Annotated in this window: 19 protein-coding genes; 8 read left to right on the plus strand and 11 right to left on the minus strand. The window is 73.5% G+C overall.

Annotated features, from left to right (window positions below):
• The first annotated feature begins 96 nt into the window (after positions 1 to 96).
• From ACZ58V_RS18255 to ACZ58V_RS18280, 6 genes are all read left to right on the plus strand, one after another.
• Positions 97 to 1,056, plus strand: coding sequence for an ABC transporter substrate-binding protein (locus ACZ58V_RS18255; RefSeq protein WP_471291705.1), 960 nt, complete (start codon positions 97 to 99; stop codon positions 1,054 to 1,056).
• Positions 1,053 to 2,066 (plus strand): FecCD family ABC transporter permease, encoded by a 1,014-nt coding sequence (locus tag ACZ58V_RS18260; protein WP_468188439.1) that lies wholly within the window; start codon positions 1,053 to 1,055, stop codon positions 2,064 to 2,066. The genes ACZ58V_RS18255 and ACZ58V_RS18260 overlap by 4 nt, the downstream gene beginning before the upstream one ends.
• Positions 2,063 to 2,875 (plus strand): ABC transporter ATP-binding protein, encoded by an 813-nt coding sequence (locus ACZ58V_RS18265; protein ID WP_471290794.1) that lies wholly within the window; start codon positions 2,063 to 2,065, stop codon positions 2,873 to 2,875. The genes ACZ58V_RS18260 and ACZ58V_RS18265 overlap by 4 nt, the downstream gene beginning before the upstream one ends.
• Positions 2,876 to 2,987: 112 nt before the next feature.
• Positions 2,988 to 3,746 (plus strand): hypothetical protein, encoded by a 759-nt coding sequence (locus ACZ58V_RS18270; protein WP_471290796.1) that lies wholly within the window; start codon positions 2,988 to 2,990, stop codon positions 3,744 to 3,746.
• The gene (locus tag ACZ58V_RS18275) at positions 3,743 to 4,288 is read left to right on the plus strand and encodes a SixA phosphatase family protein (protein WP_468188445.1); all 546 of its coding nucleotides are present in this window, start codon (positions 3,743 to 3,745) and stop codon (positions 4,286 to 4,288) included. Before ACZ58V_RS18270 ends, ACZ58V_RS18275 begins: the two co-directional genes overlap by 4 nt.
• Positions 4,289 to 4,336: 48 nt before the next feature.
• Complete coding sequence (locus tag ACZ58V_RS18280) at positions 4,337 to 4,963, plus strand: YigZ family protein (RefSeq protein WP_471290798.1); 627 nt, start codon at positions 4,337 to 4,339, stop codon at positions 4,961 to 4,963.
• 110 nt (positions 4,964 to 5,073) lie between these two features.
• On the opposite strand, the gene ACZ58V_RS18285 is transcribed toward ACZ58V_RS18280, so the two are convergent.
• Positions 5,074 to 6,672: an MFS transporter gene (locus ACZ58V_RS18285; protein WP_468188449.1), complete on the minus strand. Its 1,599-nt coding sequence runs from the start codon at positions 6,670 to 6,672 to the stop codon at positions 5,074 to 5,076.
• Positions 6,673 to 6,764: 92 nt separating this feature from the next.
• Between ACZ58V_RS18285 and ACZ58V_RS18290 the strand changes: the two genes are divergently transcribed.
• Positions 6,765 to 7,340: a MarR family winged helix-turn-helix transcriptional regulator gene (locus ACZ58V_RS18290; RefSeq protein WP_468188451.1), complete on the plus strand. Its 576-nt coding sequence runs from the start codon at positions 6,765 to 6,767 to the stop codon at positions 7,338 to 7,340.
• A gap of 50 nt (positions 7,341 to 7,390) precedes the next feature.
• Here ACZ58V_RS18290 and ACZ58V_RS18295 read toward each other — a convergent pair whose 3' ends face one another.
• The 10 genes from ACZ58V_RS18295 to ACZ58V_RS18340 form a co-directional block, all read right to left on the minus strand.
• Positions 7,391 to 8,215: an SDR family NAD(P)-dependent oxidoreductase gene (locus tag ACZ58V_RS18295; protein ID WP_471290801.1), complete on the minus strand. Its 825-nt coding sequence runs from the start codon at positions 8,213 to 8,215 to the stop codon at positions 7,391 to 7,393.
• Positions 8,216 to 8,285: 70 nt separating this feature from the next.
• Positions 8,286 to 9,278 carry an aldo/keto reductase family protein gene (locus ACZ58V_RS18300; RefSeq protein WP_189724484.1) on the minus strand — a complete coding sequence of 331 codons (993 nt, stop codon included), beginning with the start codon at positions 9,276 to 9,278 and terminating at the stop codon, positions 8,286 to 8,288.
• 94 nt (positions 9,279 to 9,372) lie between these two features.
• Positions 9,373 to 10,560: a 3-deoxy-7-phosphoheptulonate synthase gene (locus tag ACZ58V_RS18305; protein ID WP_471290803.1), complete on the minus strand. Its 1,188-nt coding sequence runs from the start codon at positions 10,558 to 10,560 to the stop codon at positions 9,373 to 9,375.
• 24 nt (positions 10,561 to 10,584) lie between these two features.
• Positions 10,585 to 12,168 carry an aromatic amino acid lyase gene (locus ACZ58V_RS18310; RefSeq protein ID WP_471290805.1) on the minus strand — a complete coding sequence of 528 codons (1,584 nt, stop codon included), beginning with the start codon at positions 12,166 to 12,168 and terminating at the stop codon, positions 10,585 to 10,587.
• A 48-nt stretch (positions 12,169 to 12,216) separates the two neighbouring features.
• Positions 12,217 to 13,611, minus strand: coding sequence for an amidase family protein (locus tag ACZ58V_RS18315; RefSeq protein WP_471290807.1), 1,395 nt, complete (start codon positions 13,609 to 13,611; stop codon positions 12,217 to 12,219).
• Positions 13,604 to 14,623: an acyl-CoA synthetase family protein gene (locus ACZ58V_RS18320; RefSeq protein WP_468188462.1), complete on the minus strand. Its 1,020-nt coding sequence runs from the start codon at positions 14,621 to 14,623 to the stop codon at positions 13,604 to 13,606. Before ACZ58V_RS18320 ends, ACZ58V_RS18315 begins: the two co-directional genes overlap by 8 nt.
• Positions 14,624 to 14,625: 2 nt before the next feature.
• Positions 14,626 to 14,925 (minus strand): acyl carrier protein, encoded by a 300-nt coding sequence (locus tag ACZ58V_RS18325; protein ID WP_468188464.1) that lies wholly within the window; start codon positions 14,923 to 14,925, stop codon positions 14,626 to 14,628.
• Between the two features lie 43 nt (positions 14,926 to 14,968).
• Complete coding sequence (locus ACZ58V_RS18330) at positions 14,969 to 15,403, minus strand: hypothetical protein (RefSeq protein WP_468188466.1); 435 nt, start codon at positions 15,401 to 15,403, stop codon at positions 14,969 to 14,971.
• Positions 15,404 to 15,423: 20 nt separating this feature from the next.
• Positions 15,424 to 17,196 carry a prenyltransferase/squalene oxidase repeat-containing protein gene (locus tag ACZ58V_RS18335; RefSeq protein WP_471290810.1) on the minus strand — a complete coding sequence of 591 codons (1,773 nt, stop codon included), beginning with the start codon at positions 17,194 to 17,196 and terminating at the stop codon, positions 15,424 to 15,426.
• A complete protein-coding gene (locus tag ACZ58V_RS18340) occupies positions 17,193 to 18,323 on the minus strand; it encodes a phenylacetate--CoA ligase family protein (protein ID WP_471290812.1) in 1,131 nt (376 codons plus the stop codon). Before ACZ58V_RS18340 ends, ACZ58V_RS18335 begins: the two co-directional genes overlap by 4 nt.
• 658 nt (positions 18,324 to 18,981) lie before the next feature.
• Here ACZ58V_RS18340 and asnB point away from each other — a divergent pair.
• Entirely contained in the window at positions 18,982 to 20,832 is a 1,851-nt protein-coding gene (asnB, locus tag ACZ58V_RS18345; protein WP_471290814.1) for an asparagine synthase (glutamine-hydrolyzing), read from the plus strand.
• Positions 20,833 to 20,891: the final 59 nt, after the last annotated feature.

Below are 20,891 nucleotides of genomic sequence, written 5' to 3' on the forward strand. Positions count from 1 at the left end.
CTCCGCGATCGGGCCCTCGACGTCTGAGGACTGGTTTCCTTGCCCCTCGCCCGACCCGCCCGTGCCGCCGTCCTGCTCGCGGCCTGCTCCCTGATCATGACCGGCTGCGGAGGCTCGAAGACCCCCACGGTCAAGGCGTCCGCCACCCTCGACAACTGCGGCCGGAAGGTCCGGGTCGACAAGGCGCCCCGGCACGCCGTCTCCCTCAACCAGGGCACCACCGAGATCCTGCTCTCCCTCGGTCTCGCCGACCGAATAGCCGGCACGGCCACCTGGACCGACCCCGTGATGAAGGGGCTGGAGAAGGCCAACGCGAAGGTGCCGCGCATCGCCGAGAACAACCCCTCCTTCGAACGGGTCCTGGACTCCGACCCCGATTTCGTCGCCGCGTCCTTCGTCTCCACCCTCGGCAAGGGCGGGGTCGCCACCCGCGACCAGTTCGAGAAGCTCGGCGTGCCCACGTACGTCTCCCCGTCCGACTGCGCCGGCAAGGACAACTCGGGCGGCGGCGACGGCAAGCGCGACAAGGCGCTGGGCATCGACGCCGTCTACGGCGAGGTGCGGGACCTCGCGACCGTGTTCGGAGTGAAGGATCGCGGCGACAAGCTCGTGGCCTCCCTCCAGCAGCGGATGAAGAAGGCCACGCGGGGCGTCGACGCCTCCGACGTCTCCCTTCTGTACTGGTTCGCCAACTCCGAGTCGCCCTACCTGGCCGGCTGCTGCGGAGCGCCCGGCATCATGACCCGCGCCCTCGGCGCGAAGAACGTCTTCGACGACACCCACGAGGAATGGCCGCAGGTCAACTGGGAGACCGTCGCCGACCGCAACCCCGACGTCCTCGTCATCGGCGATCTGACCCGCGACTCGGAGACCGCCGAGTCGGCGAAGCGGAAGATCGCCTTCCTGGAGTCCAACCCGGTCACCAAGAACATGGACGCCGTCAAGCACAAGCGGTACGTGCTGCTCAGCGGGCAGGCCATGAACCCGACCATCCGCACCGTCGAGGGCGTGGAGAAGGTCGCGGCCGGACTGCGTGAGTTCGGGCTCGTGAAGTGACCGTACGCGGACCGGCGCTCGCCTTCGGGGGCGCCTTGCTGCTGGTGGTCTCCGTGGCCCTGGCGATCACCATCGGACCGGCCGATATCAGGGTCGGGGACGTGTGGTCCGTCGTCGCGTCCCACCTGGGGCTCGGCAGCTCCGACCTGACGCCGATCCGGGACGGGATCGTCTGGCAGCTGCGGCTGCCGCGCACCCTGCTCGCGGCCGTGTGCGGGGCGGGACTCGCCGTGTGCGGGGCGGTGATGCAGTCGCTGCTGCGCAATCCGCTCGCCGATCCGTTCGTGCTCGGGGTGTCCTCGGGCGCCTCCACCGGCGCGGTCGTCATCGTCGTGCTGGGCGTGGGCGGCGGTGCCGTCTCGGTGTCCGCGGGCGCGTTCCTCGGCGCCCTGGTCTCCTTCGCGCTGGTCCTGCTGCTCAGTCACACCCTCGGCGACACCACCGACCGGGTCGTCCTCGCGGGCGTCGCCGCCATGCAGCTCTTCTCCGCGCTCACCTCCTTCGTCGTGCTGACCGCCGCCGACGCCGAGACGACCCGGGGCGTGCTGTTCTGGCTCCTGGGCTCGCTCGGCGGGGCCGGCTGGACCGACGTGTGGCTGTGCTTCGCCGTCCTGGCCGTGGCGCTGGTGGTGTGCCTGTCGTACGCCCGTACCCTCGATGCCTTCGCCTTCGGGCAGGACGCGGCGGCCGCGCTCGGGGTGTCCGTGGCCCGCACCCGCCTGGTACTGCTGTGCGTGACCGCCCTGCTCACGGCCGCGCTGGTCAGCTCCGCCGGGGCGATCGGCTTCGTCGGGCTGGTCCTGCCGCACGCCGCCCGGGCGCTTGCCGGCCCCGGGCACGCCCGGCTGCTGCCGATCACCGCCCTCGCCGGTGCGGTGTTCCTGGTCTGGGTCGACACCCTGGCCCGTACGGTCCTGGATCCGCAGGAGGTGCCGGTGGGGGTCGTGACATCGCTGATCGGGGTGCCGGCGTTCGTGGCGGTGCTCTACCGGACACGGAGGGTGCGGTGACCGGGACACAGGCCAGTGAGACGGAAACGCCGGTGCGGGCCGGGCTCCGGGCCGACCGGGTCAGCCGCCGTACCGACGGGCGCCTCATCCTCGACGGCGTCGTCCTCGCGCCCGAACCCGGCTCCACCGTCGGCGTCCTCGGCCCCAACGGCTCCGGCAAGTCCACGCTGCTGCGGCTGCTGGCCGGGCTGCTCACGCCGACCGCCGGAGTCGTCACCCTCGACGGCACCCCGCTGGGCGACCTGCCCCGCCGTACCGTCGCCCGCCGCCTCGCCATGGTCGAGCAACAGGCCGACACGCAGGTCGAGTTGACGGTTCTGGACGTCGTACGGCTGGGTCGTGTCCCGCACCGACGCGCCTGGGTACCCGCCCCGGCGGACGACGAGCGGGCGATTCGCGCCGCCCTGGAGCGCACCGGCCTGGCCGCCCGTGCCGGCCAGCCCTGGCACACCCTCTCGGGCGGCGAACGCCAGCGGGTGCAGATCGCCCGCGCACTCGCGCAGGAACCCCGGGAACTCCTCCTGGACGAGCCCACCAACCACCTCGACATCCACCACCAGCTGGACCTGCTCGCCCTGGTCACGGGCCTGCCGGTCACCACCGTCGTCGCGCTGCACGACCTCAACCTCGCGGCGATGTACTGCGACCGGGTCGTCGTCCTGCGCGGGGGGACGGTCGTGGCGGGCGGTGCTCCCGGTGACGTCCTCACCGAAGAGCTCATCGCGGAGGTGTACGGGGTGCGGGCCGCGGTCAGCCGCGAAGGACCCGAACAGCGGCCCCACGTGCGCTTCCTGGGCACGCTGGCCTGAGGCCTGCCGGCCCTGGTGCCGGGCACGCCATTGGTGGGGTGCTTCCCGCCACGGTGGCCTGAAAACGCCGAACCTGCCTGCGTGTGCCCGCCCACCCGCCTACGCTCGCCTCGTGCTGCGCATCATCGACGCCCGTAGCGGCGAGCCGGTAGACGCCGCCCCGGCCCGCCGGGGCCTGACCCGTGTCGAGGTGCACGCGCCCGGCTTCGACACGACGAGCCTGCGGGTACTGCTCGTCGCCGACCTGCTCGTGCGGACCCTGGAGCTCGGCGGCACACCGGTGTGGGCACTGCTGACCGGGGGGCGACAACAGGCGGAGCTGCGCGCGAGCGCCGCGGCGCTCGGCATCCGGCCCTTCGAGGACAGCCCCGACGTGAGTGCCGGGCTGGGGGAGGCCCAGGTCATCCATGTGGCCGTCGAGGGCGGGTCGGCGACCGACGGAGTGCGGATCGATGTCGCCCCCGCGCGTATCGATGGTGCCCCCGCGCATCCCGAGAACCCGGGCACGCCGGACGGCACCGACACCGGCACCGACCCCGGTGTCCTGCGCCTCTCCCTGCTCGCCCGGCACCACAGCGCCCCCGCCCGGCTGGAGGCGGCCGCGCTCGACGAGGCCCGGGTCACCCTCGCGCGGTGGCGCGGCGCGGTCGCCCGTTGGGCCCGGCTGCCCTCGCGGCCCGTCCCCGACGAGGTGCGCCGGCGGTTGCGCGACGCCTGGGAGGATGACCTGGACCTGCCCCGGGTACTGGACATCCTGCACGATGTCGAGACCGAGCCGGAGCTGCCCGACGGCGCGCGCTTCGAGACGTACGCGTACGCCGACCGGCTCCTCGGCCTCGACCTCACCCGCGACCTGGGATCCCCGTCATGATCGAGCGCGCCGGAGCCGGCCCACTGCGCCGTCTGGTCGTCCTGCGGCACGCAAAGTCCGCCTGGCCCGTGGACGTCGCCGACCACGAACGCCCCCTCGCCCCGCGCGGCCGCCGGGACGCCCCCGCGGCCGGACGCGCGCTGGCCGAGGCCGACTGCCTGCCGGACCTCGCGCTGTGCTCCACGGCCGTACGCGCGCGCCGCACCTGGGATCTGGCCGCAGGCCAGTGGGGCACGCCCCCGCCGGTCCGCCACGACCGGAGGCTGTACGCCGCCGGTCCCTCCGGCCTGCTGGCCGTCGCTCAGGAGGTGCCCGCCGAGGTCGAGACGCTGCTGCTGATCGGGCACAACCCCGGCCTGGAGGAACTGGTCGTGGCGCTCGCCGCCGACGGGCTCGACGACACCCTGGAGCGGGTCCGCACGAAGTTCCCCACCTCGGCGATCGCCGTCCTGTCCTGGCGCGGCACGACCTGGCGGTCCCTCACCCCCGGCACCGCGCTGCTCACCTCCGTGATCGTGCCCCGGGGCCGGAAGGAGAAGTAGCGGCGGACCGGCCCGGGCCGCTCCCGGGCGCCCGCATAGGCTGGCCGGATGCAGGACGAATACCGCACGGTCGCCCGCGCCGGCGTGCACGAGACCGAGGTCAACCGCTCCCGCTTCCTGTGCGCCCTCGCCCCGGCGGCCACCGAGCAGGAGGCCCAGGAGTTCATCGCCGCGGTCCGCAAGGAGCACGCCGCGGCCAACCACAACTGCTGGGCCTACGTCATCGGCGCCGACGCCTCGGTCCAGAAGGCGAGCGACGACGGCGAACCCGGCGGCACCGCGGGCGTCCCCATGCTCCAGATGCTGCTGCGCCGCGACATGCGGTACGTCGTCGCCGTCGTCACCCGCTACTTCGGCGGGGTCAAGCTCGGCGCCGGCGGTCTCATCCGGGCGTACGGAGGAGCGGTCGGCGAGGCCCTGGACACCCTCGGCTCGCGCACCCGCCGCAGGTTCCGCCTGGCCACCGTCACCGTCGACCACCAACGGGCGGGCAAGCTGGAGAACGACCTGCGCACGACCGGCCGCGAGGTACGGGACGTGCGCTACGGCGAGGCGGTCACGATCGAACTCGCCCTCCCGGACGCCGATGTGGACGCCTTCCGGGCCTGGCTCGCCGACACGACCGCCGGGACGGCCGTGTTCGAACCGGGTGGGGAGGCGTACGGCGACGCCTGACGCGCGGTCACTACCGGGGCCGTCGCGCACCAGCACCCGTCCCGCTCTTTCGGCCGGTCCGGCCGAAAGAGCGGGACGGGTGGACGCCGGCCGCCTGCCGCGGACGGAGGTCAGCGGTCCGTGTCGGTGCCGGTGTCCCCGTCGGGGCGTACGGCGGATCGGCCGGCCGAGCCCTGGACGCCTTCTTCGGCACGGTCACCCGCCGCGGCTTGAGCGCCGGCGGGGACGCGGCCCATCCGTACGGCGAGCAGCGCGGTGCCGACGGCGAGTGCCGCGAGGACGTACGCGGTGAGGTCGAATGCCTCCGCGAAGTCGGCCAGGCCGGTGTCCGGACCCGGCGCTTGTGGATTGGTCCCCAGGAAGCCGCGGTACAGGGCCCCGATGACCGCTACACCGAAGGCCATGCCCGCCTGGGTGACGGTGTTCAGCACACCCGATCCGGCGCCGGCGTCGTCCGGGTGGACCCGGGAGAGGACGGTGTCCACCAGGGGCGCGACGACCAGGCCCTGCCCGAATCCGGAGACCCCCATCACCGCGGCGAGCCCGATCGCCTGGCTGGTGCCGTCCAGGCCGGTGACGGCGGGCACGGCCGCGAGCGAGACCGCCATGACGAGGCCGCCCGCCACCGACACCCCGATGCCGAACCGGGCGGCGAGCCTGCGGCAGGCCGCCGAGGCGACGATGAAGCCGAGGCCGAGCGGCACGAAGACCATGCTCGCGGCCAGCGGCGTCAGCCGGAGGCCCGACTGGAGGTGGTACGTGAGGACCAGGAACAGCCCGGCGTTGCCGGAGAAGAACAGCAGTACGGTGCCCATGCTCAGCGGGAAGCCCTTGGCCCGCAGCAGCCGGCTCGGCAGCAGCGGGTCGTTGCCCCGGTCCTCCGTCCGGCGCTCCCAGCGCAGGAAGGCCACCGCGCCGGCCGCGCTGAGAGCGAAGCAGCCGTACGTCCACCAGGGCCAGCCGTGCTCACCGCCGAGGATCAGCGGGATGAGCACGAGCGGCAGCAGCACGGCGGTGAACACGGCGCCGATGATGTCGAGGCGCGGCAGATCGGCGCTGCGGCTCTCGGTGACGGCGGGCACGGCCGCGCACAGGATCGCCGCCCCGATCGGCACGTTGATCAGGAAGATCATGCGCCAGCCCAGACCGGCCACGTCGAGGTCGAGCAGCAGGCCGCCGCCGACGAGACCGGCGATGACGCCCGCGCCGATGGAGGCACCGTAGGCGCCGACCGCTCGGGCCCGGTCGCGCTCGTGCACGAAGACGGCCCGGATGAGGGAGAGCACCTGCGGTGTCATCACGGCGGCCGACAGGCCCTGGAGGACCCGGGCCGCGATCAGCGTGCCCGGGCTGGGCGCGAGCGCGCACAGCAGGGAGGTCAGGGTGAAGGTGGCCACCCCGTACTGGAAGGTGCGCTTGCGGCCGATCCGGTCGCCGAGCCGGCCGCCGGTTACCATGCCCGCTGCGTAGGCGATCACGTAACCGTCGATGACGAACTGGAGCTGGCCGAACCCGGCGTTCAGGTCCGCCTGGATCCCCGGAGCCGCGACGTTCACGATGAACATGTCGATCTGGCTCATGAACATCGCGAGCAGGACCACGGTGAGTCCCGCCCAGTCCCGCCCGGTGGCTCGGGGAGGGCCGGTCGCGGTGGCGGCCCCGGCCTCTGCCCCGGCCTTCGGACTCGCTTTCCGTGTCTCTGTGCGCATATCACCACTCGGTTTCGACGGTGCGCCGGAGCGCGCATGTTTAGTGCTAAATTCAGATCTAAATGTAGCAGGTCAGTGTGGAGGGTGAGCTCATGAGGGCATCAGAGGAAAGCGATCGCCGGCCGGCGGGAGAAGACCCGGCGGACGCCATCGCGGCTGCCTGGAGCCGTGAGCGGCCCCAGACTCCGGTGGGTTCCATCGGCGTGGTCACGAGGATCTGGCAGCTCGCCAAGCACTTCGGCGACGACCGCCGGCGGGTGCTCGCCGAGGCGGGGGTCGACCCGGCCACCCTCGACCTGCTCAGTGTGCTGCGCCGCAGCGGGAAGCCCTACACCATGAGCACCCGGGATCTTGCCGTGCACTCCCTGGTCACCGCGGGTGCCATCTCACAGCGGGTCGCGCGCGCCGAGCGCGACGACCTGGTCACCCGCCGACCCGCCCCCGGCCGAAGCCGCGCCGTCCTGGTCGAACTGACCCCGGCGGGACACGAGTTGGTGGAGCGCACCGTGGACCGGGTGCTCGCCCGCGAGGCACAGCTCCTGGAACGCCTGGGCCCGGAGCGGCGCGAGGCGCTCTCCGAGTTGCTGCGGGAACTGCTCGACGATGTGCAGGACCAGCTGAATGTGCAGGGTGTTTCCCATGTGGGGCACGAGGGCCTGGACGGCTGAGCCAGGGCGTCCCGGCCGGGAACATCGCCCTGTTCCCGGCCGGGACCGGCTCAGTAGCCGTAGGCGCTCGGCGCGTTCTGGCCGCCGTCCACCGGGATGTTCGCGCCGTTGACGCCCCGGGCCCGGTCCGAGAGCAGGAAGGCGATCACCTCGGCGACATCCCGCGGATCGACCAGCCCGCCACCGGGGAACTCCTTCTCGAACGCGCGGTAGGCCCGCGGGTCCTCGTCCCGGAGCCTGGCCCAGCCCTTGCCCTCGATCAGCATCGAGCCGGGCGACACGCAGTTGACCCGGACCCCTCGCGGCCCCAGCTCACGGGCGAGGGAGGAGGCCATGTGGATCTGCGCGGCCTTCGCCGCCGCGTACTGGGCGGGCGGGGCGGGCTTCCAGCCGGAGACGGAGGAGACCAGCACGGCACTGCCCCCGGTCCCGGCCAGATGGTCGGCCGCCTCGCGCAGGGCGATCGCCGGATGGGTGACGTTGAGCCGGCACGTCAGGTCCCAGTCGGACGCCTCCGTGTCGCGCAGATCCGCGCCGCGCGCCCCGCCCGCGACGGTCACGAGGCCGTCCACCCGGCCGAGCCGGGCGGCCGACTCCCGTACGAACGCCGCGAGGGCGGACTCGTCGAGCACGTCAAGACACTCCGTGTGGAGGGTGCGACCGTGCCGGGCGCGCACCTCCTCGGCCACCGCCTCCAGCGAGGCGGCGTCGCGGCCGCACACGGCGAGATCGCATCCCTGCGCGGCGAGCCGGAGCGTGGTCTCCCGCCCGAGCCCCCGGCTGCCGCCGGTCACGATCACCGCTCTTCCGGAGGATCCGGGACGGTCCACCTCCCGTGCGCCGCCCGCGACGTCCGTGTCGTCCACGCCGTTCATGCTCCTCTCCCCACGCTGTCGGCCCCCGTCCGTGTGTCCCGCTCGTTCCCGCGACCGGCCCCGCGGCAGGTCAGCCCGTCCTCGCCGGGTCCCGCACGATGTACGCCGAGAGGATCTCGTCGATACGGTCCAGCACAGCCGGTTCCAGGCGCACGCCGGAGGCCGCGGCGTTCTCCTTGACCTGCTCGGGACGGCTCGCGCCGATGATGGCCGCGGAGACGGAGGGGTTCTGGAGGACCCAGGCGACCGCGAGCTGGCTCATCGTCAGTCCGAGGTCCGAGGCGACCGGCCCCAGCTCCTGCACGGCCCGCAGCGCCCCCTCGTCGTTCATCCAGTGGCCGACCAGCATGTCGACGAAGCCCTTGCCGGCCTCGGCGCTCGCCCGGGACCCCGCCGGTGCCGCGGCGCCGGGCAGGTACTTGCCGCTCAGGATGCCCTGGGCCAGCGGCGACCAGACGACCTGGCCGAGTCCCTCCCGCTCGCAGGCGGGCACGACCTGCGACTCGATGACCCGCCACAGCATGGAGTACTGCGGCTGGCTGGCCACCAGCGGGACGCGCAGCTCCCTGGCGAGGCCGGCGGCGCGGCTGATCTGCTCGGCGGTCCACTCGCTCACGCCGATGTAGAGGACCTTGCCGGAGCGGACCAGGTCCGCGAAGGCCAGCATGGTCTCCTCGAGCGGAACCGCCGGGTCGTAGCGGTGCGCGTAGTAGAGGTCGACGTAGTCGGTGCCGAGCCGCCGCAGCGAGCCCTCGCAGCCCTCGACGACGTGCTTGCGGGACAGACCGCGGTCGTTGGGGCCGGGCCCCACCGGGTGGCACACCTTGGTGGCGAGCACGAGGCCCTCGCGCCGCTGACCGGCGAGCGCCTTGCCGAGCACGGTCTCGGCGCGGGTCTCGGAATACACGTCGGCCGTGTCGAACGTGGTGATGCCCGCGTCGAGCGCGGCGCGCACGCAGGCGTGCGCCGCCTCCTCGTCGATCTGGGCACCGTGGGTGATCCAGTTGCCGTAGGCGATCTCGCTGATCACGAGGCCGCTCTGGCCGAGCCGGCGGAACTCCATCTGCTGTTCCCCTTCTTGGGTCTGGTTCTTCTCTCGGATTCGGATGCCGCCGAGCGCCCCGGCGGCGCGCGTGCGGGCGCGGTGGCGCGCCGCCTCACAGCAGTTCCGCCGTACGGGCCATCACCTCGCCGGCCTGGTGCGGGCTCAGCCGCGGGTCGCAGGCCGACTCGTAGCGGGGCAGGGGCGTGGTCGAGGCCAGCTCCGCGGCCGTGTCGACGCATTCGGTGACAGGGCCGTGGGCCGTCTCCAGCATCAGACCGGCCGGACGCAGGCCGTGCGCGTGCAGGGCCGACACGAAGCCCTCGATCTCCGCGACGACGTCGCCGACCACACGGCTCTTCTGTCCGGCGCCGTTGACCCGGGTGTTGCCGTGCATCGGGTCGCAGATCCAGGCCACGCCGGCGGCCTCGTCACCGAGCGCCCCCAGCAGGGCGGTCAGCTTCGGGCCGATGTGGTCCCGGCCCATGCGCACGATCAGGGAGAGCCTGCCGGGTCGGCGCGGATCGCCGAGCATGCGCACCAGCGTGCGGACGTCCTCGAGCGAGGCCTTGGGGCCGATCTTGACGCCGACCGGGTTGCTGACCGACGCCGCGAACTGCACGTGCTGGTGGTCGGGCTGACGGGTCCGGTCGCCGATCCACAGGAAGTGGCCGGAGGAGCCGTAGCGGCTCCCGTCCGCGTCGGGGCGCACCAGGGCCTGCTCGTACTCCAGGAGCAGCGCCTCGTGTCCCGCGTACGTGCGCTGGGACGCCGTCCGCCCGGCCAGGCCCATGTCCCGTTCGAGCAGCGTGCTCAGGGTCGTACCGGCGTTGCGGTGGGCCAGCAGCAGCCGGGACGGCAGCGCGGTGCGCGCCGCCGGGGTGGGCTCGGGGGCGTTGACGGCGTCCCCGCGGTAGACGGGCAGCACGGTGCCGTCGGGCAGGGTCTCGGTCGGGCTGGAGCGCGGCTTGGCGTACTGCCCGGCGATCCTCCCCATCCGGACGGCGGGAAGACCGCTGGCGTCGGTGAACTCGTCGGCCAGCCGGTGCAGTTCGTCCGTCTTGGCGAGGACTGTCTCGGGGTTGGCGTCGGCGAACCGCTCGGCGCACTCTCCGGCCTGCAGCACGAAGGCCTCGCCGTGGGCGGCCCGCCCGAGTTCGGCGGTGAGGTCGGCGCAGGCGGTGGCGTCCACCAAGGGTGGCTTGGCCTCCAGGGAGAGCAGGACGTCCTTGAGTTCGTCGAGCGAGGCCCATTCGGGCTGCTGCAGGGCACGGGCCGGCAACAACAGGCGCGTGGCGGTCATGGTTCTCCTCCGTGGATGTGGGCGTCACACCGCCGCGGCGCGAGGGGCGTCCGCGTGGGTGGCGTCGGGGCCCGGGTCGGGGTCGGTGACGGCGAGCGGCAGGAATCGGGCCCGGGCCCGCCCGGCCGCCCGGGTGATCTCCTCGGCGAGCGGACGGTCCCGGTCCAGGGGCGGGAACTCCTCCCGCAGCTCCCGCCACAGCCGTCCCTCCTCCCGGTCCTGTTGCCCCGTCAGGTGGGCGAGCTGGTTGACCGCGAGGAGCAGCGAGCCGAGGATCCACCAGGCCCTCTCGGTCATCTGAGCGACGGCGTTGGCGCTGTTGAGGGCGAGCGGCACCTGGTCCTGGTTGTGCAGATTGGTCGGTACGGCCGTCATGGAAGCCGGATGGCCCAATTGACGCAGCCGGCTCAGATGGGAACTCGCGGCGATCTGCACTCCGGCGAAGCCGCTCCCGGCGCCGGGCCGTGGCGTCAGCAGCGGCGGCAGACCGCCGTTGGCGGCCGGGTCCAGCACCAGGGCGAGCTGCCGCTCCAGCAGATGGGCCACCTGGTGGACACCGCCGGCGTGCGTCTCGGAGACGAACGCGACGGGCGCGGCGTGGAAGTTGCCGCCGTGCAGCAGGGTGCCGTCGACGAGCACGGGGTTGTCGCTGCACCCCTCGGCCTCGTCGGTCAGGACCGAGCCCTGGAGGTCCAGTTGGTCCAGGACGGCCCCCAGGACCTGCGGGGCGCACCGCAGCGAATAGCGCTCCTGGAGCGGCCGGTCCGGGCCGGGTGCCGTGCCGGTCCCGGCGCCGGAGGCGGTGCGTTCGGCCCGGATCCACGCGGCGGCCGTGCGCTGCCCGGGCTGGTTGCGCACCCGCTGGAGAGCGTCCTCATAGGGTTCGCCCGAGGCGCCGAGCAGGGCGGCCGTGCGGCCGGTGACCACCGCGGCGGCCCGGGCGAGCGCGCCGAGTTCCCGGTGGGTGTGCAGGGCGCGGGCCAGGCAGGCGCTGCTGCCGTTGACGAAGGCGAGTGCCGACCGGGCCTCCCATTCGACGGGCGGCAGGTCCAGGGCGGCCAGTACGGCGGACGCGTCCTCACGCCGCCACTCGTCCGCGGGGCCCTGGCACCATGCCTGACCCGCGCCGTCCGCGGCGAACGCCAGTGCGGCGTGGGCCAGGGGCACCAGGTCGCCGCTCGCACTCAGGCTGCCCTCGCTCGGCACCACGGGGACGAAGCCCGCGTTCACCAGGTCGGCGAGGCGCCGCCATGTCTCCGGCGCGACGGCAGAGTGCCCCAGGGCCATGCCGCGCAGCCGTAGCCAGACCATGGTGCGGGTCACCTCGGGCGGCAGCGGATCCCCCTGCCCGGTGGCCAGGTGGGAGATGAGGCCGGTCCCCTGACGCGCCGGGTCCGGGTCGGCGGGATGGTCCACCAGCGGTCCAAAGCCGTGGGTGACGCCGTAGACGTGCCGGGAGCCGTCGAGGCCGGCCAGGGTGCGGCGGGCCGCCGCCATACGGGTCTGTTCGGCGGATGTCGGTTCCAGTGGGGCGGTGCTGCGGTCCAGCAGGTCACGCACCCGGGTGTCGGGCGATCGGCTGTCGTCGGATGGGCGGGGGAGGGGCATGACTGCCTTCCGTCGTCCTGGTGCGGGCGGATGTGCGGGCCCGCCGTCTCAGCTCGGCCGGAAGCCGAGCGGGCCGACCGCCTCCTCCAGCAGCCCGGCCAGCCGGATCAGCAGCGGCTCGTGGTCCCGGCGGGCGATGAGCTGTACGCACAGCGGCGCGCCGCGCTCGTCCCGGGCGACCGGCAGGGTGAGCGCGGGCAGCCCGGCGAAGCTGGCGAGCGGTGTGTAGGCCACCCGCAGGTCGTAGTCGGGGTCCTCGGGGGACGGGATGGTCGACACCTGGGCGTCGGCGGCGGCCAGGTCCGGCGGGGCGGCCGGGTCCAGGGGCAGCAGCCAGGCGTCGACGCCCGCGGCGTCGAAGTCGGCCTCGACCGTGGCGCGGGTGTGCGCCAGGCGCTCCAGGATCCAGGCGTAGCGCTCGTCCGTGACCTTGGCACCCACCTCCAGCGCACCCCGGGTGGTCTCGTGCAGGTCGGCGGACACCCAGGGCCGCCACACCTGGTAGGCGTCCCAGGCCTGCCGCGCGCACAGCTCCCAGGCGGGTCCGCGCAGCGCCCACAGGTCGTCGACCCGCACCGGGCCGACCTTCTGGCCGACGGCCTCCAGATGCCCGCAGGCCGTCTCCAGCGCCCCGCGCATGACGGGCCCGCAGGTGCCCTCGGGCCCTTCGGCGTTCGCGACGACACCGATCCGGTACGGGCCCTCACCGGCCGGGCGCTGCGCCCCGAGCCGGTCGAGTCCGAGGAGCGGCCACAGGTACGCGAGGTCCGCCGCGCCGCGGGTGACCCAGCCGAGGGCGTCCATCGGCGGGGAGAGCGGGAAGACCCCCTCCAGCAGGGAGGGGCGTTGCGTCATCCGCAGTCCCACCGTGCCGCACTGGCCGGCGGGCCAGCGCACCGAGCCCAGCACGTCCGTGCCGAGGCCGAGGTCGCAGATGCCGGCGGCCACCGACACGGCCGTACCGGTGCTGGAGCCGCCCGGGTCGATCCGCGGAATGTACGGGTTGACGCACTCCGACCCCACCCCGATGTTGAGCTCGGTGGTGACGACCTTGGCGGTCACGGCCGCGAGTTCGGGCGGCAGGGCGGCGATCGCCGGGTTCGAGGCGCGGGCGTGGTGACGGTGGCCCCGCAGGCCCAGTCGGGTGGGGAAACCGGCGACGTCCACGGTGTCCTTCACCCCCACGCGCACCGGCGCGGCGTCCGTGCCGAGCGGGGCGCGCTGGACGGTCGCCCGGTAGCGGGCATCCGCCTGGTCCGACCAGTCGGCCTCCGCGGTGCGCCACTCCTCGGCGGTCAGCGCGCCCCGGGAGCGGGCCGCCACCCTCTCCGGCAACGGCAGCGCCATCGGTGCGCCCGGCCGTGGCGCCTCCGGCGCGGTGTTCCAGCGCGCCTTGTGCGCGTAGTCGGTGATCGCGTCCTGCGGTGTGGGGGCTTCAGACATGCTCGGCCTCCTGGGCGGGGTGTGCGGTGGCGGTGAGCTCGGCGGTGAGGACCTTGCCGGTGGCGCTGCGGGGGATACGGGGTACGCGGTGCACGGCGCGCGGCGCGGGCAGCCCCGAGGGGAGCCGGCCCAGCCGTCGGCGCAGGTCCGCCGGGTCGACCGGTTCGGGCCCGGCGTAGAACACCTCGTAGTGCTCTCCCCGGACCGGGTCGCTGACCGGCGCGCAGACGAGGTCGAGGCCGGGGCAGGCGGCGCGGGCCAGGTCCTCCACGCGGGCCAGGTCGCAGCGCACTCCGTTCACCTTGACCAGCCGGGACGCTCGCCCGACATGGTGGAAGGTGCGCGGAGTCACCGGCGCGACGAGATCGGGCAACTCCCAGTCGTCCGGGGGCGCTTCGGTGCCGGTGCGGCGGGCCAGCCGAGGACTGGTGACCCTCAGGCGCCGGACCGTTCCGTCGCCGTCCGCGACGCCGCCGGGCAGCACCTCCACGTCGGGTAGCAGACGCCAGGGCAGGCCTCCCGTGTGCTCCCCGGCGACCGGGCGGTGGGCGACGGCCCCGGTCTCGGTGGAGCCGAGCAGTTCGTACGCCCGGAAGCCGGTGTCCGCGAGGCGTTCGGCGACCTGGTGGGCCGCAGGCGTGGCCGGGCCGGTGCTGTGCAGGGCCGTCACCCGGCCGTGCCGGGCCAGGGCCGCCGTGTGCCGGGCGAGCAGCTGCCAGGTGGAGGGCAGGCAGACCAGCAGGGTGGGAACGCCGTCGTCGAGCGGCGGCACGGTGAGCGGCTCGTCCCACAGCCCGGTCACCGGGACGTCCTCGAGCCGGGGCAGCTCCCGCCCGTACAGCCGGCCGTAGAGGTGGCCGGGAGGCGCGTACGACACGATGCGGCCGAACGGGGCGGAATCCAGCACCACGTCGTGCACCAGTGCCGCCTCGGCGTGTAACTGGGCCTCGGTGCGCAGCCAGGTCACCGGCGGGCCGGTGCTGCCGGAGGTGGCGAAGGCGATGTCCGGCACGGTCAGCTCCCGAGCCCGAGGGCCGCCGTGTCCTCCAGGCGCTCGTGGGTGAAGCGCACCATCCGCTCCACGCTGGAGAACCAGAAGCGGACGTCGTCGGCGACGAAGTCCACCTCGATCCCGAACTCGCTCTCGATGGCGGAGATGCACTCCATGGCGGTGAGGCTGTCGTAGCGCTCACCGAGCGCCGTCTGGAGTTCGGCGTCGGAGGGCACGTCGGTGAAGGCGTCGCCGATGCGGGTGGCCAGGACGGTACGGGTCCGGTCGTGGATCGCTTCGGGGGAGGGGAGGGTCGTGGTCATGGTCGTACTCCTTGCTCGTGGTACATGGGGTGGTGAGGTGCGGTCAGACGGCGGCGGCCGGCGCGGGCCCCACGGCGGTGCCGTCGGCCCGGCGCAGCCCCTCGCCGGCGCCGAGGTAGACGTCGGAGGGCGAGGTCGGCCGGAACTCCAGGTAGCAGAAGGGGGTTCGGGCGTCGGCGCCGAGCGCCTCGGTGACGCACCGGGCGAGCCCGTCGCGGAAGGCGTCGTCGCGGTCAGGGCCCACACAGCACGTCACCGACGCGTGGCGCGGGCCGGAGCCGTCGGCGTCCCCGTGGAGCGGCAGGGCCTCGACCGGCATCCCGCCGGAGAAGACGGTGCTCTCCTCGGTGGGTTCGAAGCGCACGACGACATGGCCGGCCTGGACGCCCTGGGCGGTGAGCCAGCGGGTGAGGCGCAGCGCGACGGCGCGACGGCGGGGTACGGGGAGTTCGGGGGTACGGATGGTGATCGTGGGCACGAGGTCTCCCGTTCGGCGGTTCAGGACAGGGCTAGGGCCGGCAGCGCGCCGGGGTCCGCGGCCAGGCGTCGGGCCAGCAGGGTGCCGAGACAGTCGGCGAGCGGCCCTCCGCCGCCGGGGGCCAGCGGGCTCCAGGCGGTGCCGTCGGCGCCGCGCACCCGGTCGGTGAACGCGCAGACGTGCCCGGTGTCGAGAGCGAGCCCGGCCCGGTCGGCCGCCAGCACCGCCTCGTAGGTGGACAGCAGGTCGGGGACCCGGTTGCCCTCGCCCGCGTAGCCGCCGCCGCGCACGCGATGGCGGGCGAGCAGGACGCCGACGGCCTCGCGGGCCTCGTCGGGCGGGGCGAGGCCGGGGCCGAGGAGCAGCCGGACGCGCTGGGCCTGAAGGGCCGGGCGCAGGCCCGGTTCGGCGCCCGGCACGTTGCCGTGCGCGAACGGCTCACCCTCGGCGGTGCGGCAGGAGTCGACGAAGGCGAGGACGCCGGCGAGGTCGAGGCCGAGCCCGTCCGGTCCGCCGAGCAGGGCCGCCGTCTCCACCGCGGCGGCCGTGGACACCAGGTCGGACCCGCGCCCTTCCCAGTAGCCGAACCCGCCGTCGGCGTTCTGGAGTTCGGCCAGCCAGTCGGCGATCCGGTGCCGCCCCGCCCGGTCCTCGGCGAACGCTCCGGCCGCGAGGGCCCACAGGGTGCAGCGCACCTCGCTGCCCCGGCCCGGCATGTACATCACGCCGCCCTCGTTGGGCAGTTGGCAGCCCTCCAGCCAGCGCACCTCGTCCGGGCGCGGGGCCGCGGGGCCGGCCGAGAGCACGGCGGCGGCCGTGGACAGGGCGTCCGCCGCGACCCCGGGTTCCCGGTAGGTGTAGCCGCCCCCGGGGCAGCCCAGTTCGGCGATGCGGGCGGTGACGGCGTCGGCGACGGGGGCGAGGGGCGCGCCGAGCGCCTTGAGCGTGCCCACGGCACAGAAGGAGGCCCACACGTCCTCGACGTCGTACCCGTTCCAGCGGACGAAGGCGCCGGAGGGCCCGCGTCGGCCCATGACCCACTCCTGGCAGCCGTCGGGATCACGAGGCGTCCGGCCGAGCGCCGCGAGCGCGCCCACGGCCCGGTACGTGGCCCACAGGCAGGGCACCTCGGCGGCGGGCGCGAACCGGAAGCCGCCCTCCTCGCCCTGGCGGTCGCGCAGCCAGTCGGCGAGCGCATCCACGTCCCACGGCGGTTCTCCCGAGGTGCCGTTGTCCGTGGCGGCCCGCCAGGCCATCACCCCGTAGTAGCAGGCCCGTACATCGGCCTTGCCGCGCCGGGCGTCCTCGGGGGACCAGCTCAGTCCGCCCCCGGCGCACTGGAGCCGGCTCAGCCAGTCCAGCAGCCGGGCGCGGTCGGGCACCGGGCCGCCGCACAGTTCGACGGCCGTGCGGGCGGAGAAGTGGGTGGCCCACACGTCCGGGGCCTGTCCCGGGAGCATCGCGTAGGCGTCGCCGGACCAGGTGCGCTCCAGCCAGCGGGCGGTGCCCTCGGTGCCGGGCACCGGGCGGCCCATGTCGCGCAGCGCCTGGGTGCAGTAGAAGGTGGCCCAGGCGTCGGAGAGCATGCCCCGGCTCCAGGCGTAACCGCCGTCGGCGTTGCGCCGGCCGGTCAGGTAGGCGGCGGTGCCGTCCGGGTCGGTGACGGTGTCGCCGCGGTCCAGCCAGGCCAGCGTCCGCACGGCGGCATAGGTGCACCACAGGTCGGGTTCGCCGCCGGACACACCCCGGCCCCGCGGCGCGCGGGGGGCGGTCGTCGTCACGGTGGCGGTCATCGCGCGACCTCCACTTCCCGGATGTTGGACCGCTTCCAGCTCTTCTGCGAGGCGCCGCTCTTGGTGTTGGCGGGCAGGGAGTTGACGAACACCACCCCGTCCCAGCGCAGCCCCAGCAGCTCCTCGGACCTGGCCTGGACGCGCCGGCACTCCTCGGGCTCGCCGTCCCGTCCCGTGCCGATGCCGCGCTCCAGGAGCAGCCGGGCGTAGGTGCCCTCGCTGTCCACCTCCAGCAGGTAGCCGGTGGCGTCGGTGACGCCGTAGACGACCTCCTCGACGGCACGTACCGACAGGGGCGTGCCGCGCACGCGCAGGCCGTCGCTCGAGCGTCCGTGGACGGTGATCCCGGGCGCCGCGCTGCCGCACGGGCAGTCCGCCTCGACGGACACCTCGTCGCCGGTGTCGAGCCGCAGCAGCGGCCTGGCGTGCGCGTTGAGCGGGGTGACGACGAGCCGTCCCCGCTCGTGCCCGCCCCGGTCGTGCAGCGGGACGACGCCCTCGGGCGTGGCGAGCTCGAAGTAGGTGGCGGCCGGCAGCAGGTGCTGGCGGCCGTGCGAGCAGGCGGCGGCCAGCGTGCCGGTCTCCGTGCTGCCGTAACTGGCGTCGTAGACATCGGCGTTCCACCACCGGCCCAGCCGGGCGCGGAAGGGAGCGGTGTTGACCTCGCCGAGCAGCATCAGCCGCTCGACCGAGGAGTTGAGTTCGTCCAGCTGCCCGCGCTGGGCCAGCAGCCGGGTGAACTGGAGGGCCACGCCCGGGGCGACGAACACCGTGGTGGGGCGGTAGGTCCGCCACATCGACTCCAGCCGGTCCCAGTCGGAGATGCCCGTGGCGAACGGATAGGCCCGGATGTGCGCGTGGTCGAGGTACTCGCAGACCCCGGCCACCAGGTCCGCCACCGGCACGATGTCGGACGGCAGCAGGATCACCGCGCGCTCGTCGGAGCCGAGCAGCGGGCGCCACGCCTCGGCCACCGAGACGGTGTTCCAGATGGTGTCCTCGGCCCGGCGCGGGGTGGGCGTGGGCTGCCCCGTGGTGCCCGTGGTCTCGTAGTACTTCGAGGCCTCGGTCGGCGATACGGCCGCGAAGTCCAGGGGCCGTGCCTTGAGTGACTCACGCGGCGTCACGGGCAGGTCCCGGAAACGGTCGAGGGAGAACTCCCCGATATCGCCGCGGCCCTCACCTGCGCCGTAAGCCCTTGTTCCGCGCGCGCGTTCCCAAGCCGCGGAGAGCTTTCCTGAGTAGAAGTACTCGGACGGGATGCGGCCTTGATTCTCCCTTATCTCGGCCTGTGCCTCACGAAGTATTGTCTGGCGTTTTTCGGTGTGCAGGATCACACGAACCTCGCTCAATTATCGCTTGTCGCCTGCGCACAGCCGGGAAGAAGGAAGGGCTGTACGCGCCCGTGACGTCGGTCTCGACGGGCCGCCCTGCGAAGGTCGGGAAGCCACAGCTCAGGGTGTGGCGCAGGGGCCAGGAGCCCGACCCACAGCGAACGTATAGCACTAAAGGTGAGCCGTGCAACCGCGTCCGGGGGGCTCAACTCGCCCTGTGCGACCGAAAATCGACGGCCTCGGTGGCGCTGTAAAGCGCCTACTCCTGAGTACGTTGCCCGAGTTGGTTTTCCGGCCTAGTCTCGACGAGCGTCGAGGGGAAACCGGCGTCATTTTGAAGCTGCGGTTAATCGAGCCCCAACAGCGGGTTTCGTGCCCTGTTGGAGCGTATATCGCAGGCCGTTTTCCCGGCAGTCCGCAACCCTCATCCGAATCCGGTTGGAGCTTTCTCATGTGCGGAATCGCAGGCTGGTCCGACGTAGGACTCGACCTCACACGGGAGGTGGACGGCGTCGAGCGGATGGTGCGGACCATGGCCTGCCGAGGGCCGGACGCCGCCGGAATCCACGTCGGCACGCACGCGGTCCTCGGACATCGCCGGCTGGCGATCATCGATCTGGAAGGCGGCAGGCAGCCCATGGCGGCGCCCGGGCCGGACCGGCCCGCCGGGGACGCGCCGGCCGTGGTGCTCAGTTACAGCGGCGAGGTGTACAACTTCCGCGAACTCCGTGAGGAACTCCGTGGGTTCGGCCACACCTTCCGCACCCACTCGGACACCGAAGTCGTCCTGCGCGCCTACCTCCAGTGGGGCCAGGACTTCGTCAGGCGCCTCAACGGCATGTTCGCCTTCGCGCTGTGGGACGAGCGCGAGGAGCGTCTTCTCCTGGTGCGCGACCGTCTCGGCATCAAGCCCCTCTACGTCGCACGGCTCGGGACCGGTGTGCTGTTCGGCTCCGAACCGAAGGCGATCCTCGCCCACCCGCGCTTCCGCGCCCGGCTCGACAGCCAGGGACTCGCCGACCTCCTCGGCCTGATGAAGTCGCCGGGCGTCACCCCCTACCGGGACATCGAGGAAGTGCCGCCGGGCTGTGTCACCGTCCACGACCGCGACGGGCTGCGGACCGAGCGGTACTGGAGTCTGGGGCGGCAGCCGCACGAGGACGACCTCGGCACCGCGGCGGACACCGTGCGGGACCTGCTGGAGGACACCGTGTCCCGCCAGATGGTCACCGACGTGCCGCTGTGCACCCTGCTCTCCGGCGGACTGGACTCCACGGTGCTCACCGCGCTGGCCGCCCGGGTGCAGGCCCGCGCCGGCGAACCGCCCGTGCGCTCCTTCGCGGTGGACTTCACCGGCAGCGAAGCCGACTTCAAGGCCAGCGACTTCCGGCCGGAGCGCGACTCCCCCTATGCCCTCGAAGCCGCACGGCACATCGGCACCGACCACCGGCTCATCGAGCTGTCCGCCGACGAGCTCACCCGGGACGCCCACCGCGACGCGGTCCTGCGCGCCCATGACCTGCCATACACCTTCGGCGACGTCGACACCTCGCTGCACCTGCTGTTCCGGGGGATACGCGAGCACTCCACCGTCGCCCTGTCCGGCGAGTCGGCCGACGAGGTCTTCGGCGGCTACGCGTGGTTCCACGACCCGGCCGTCATCGAGGCGGCGGCGTTCCCCTGGCTCAGCCGTATGCAGCTGATCACACCCGAGCTGCTCTCCCCGGCCTTCCGGGCGGCCACCCGCTTCGAGCAGTACCGCGCGGACCGCTACCAGGAGGCCCTCGGGGAGGTCGAGCACCTGCCCGGCGACTCCCCGTCGGAGCGCCGCATGCGTGAGATCAGCCATCTGCACCTCACCCGCTGGCTGCCCGCGCTGCTCGACCGCAAGGACCGGCTCAGCATGGCCGCCGGCCTGGAGGTCCGCGTGCCCTTCTGCGACCACCGGCTCGTCGAGTACGTGCACAACACGCCCTGGGACCTCAAGACACCCGACGGCGACCCCAAGGGCCTCCTCAAGCGGGCCACCCGGGACATCGTGCCCAGGTCCGTCCTGGAGCGAAGGAAGAGCCCCTACCCGACCACCGCCGACCGGCTCTACGAGAAGGACCTGCGGGCCCGGACCCAGGCGCTCCTCGCCGACCGCTCCTCGCCCGCCTTCGACATCGTCGACGCCGGCGAGCTCGGCCGCATGCTCGACCTCCCCCAGGGCCACTTCGACACACAGCTGCACCGCAACGGGCTGGAGACCGCTCTGTACCTCGACCGGTGGATGCGCGAGTACGACATCGCACCGGAATGACAGCACTACGGCACCGATGCGGATATGTCCGCTGAATCGCCGCCGAAGGCAGGGGCAGA

The sequence above is a fragment of the Streptomyces sp. NPDC040589 genome (genome assembly GCF_055594445.1).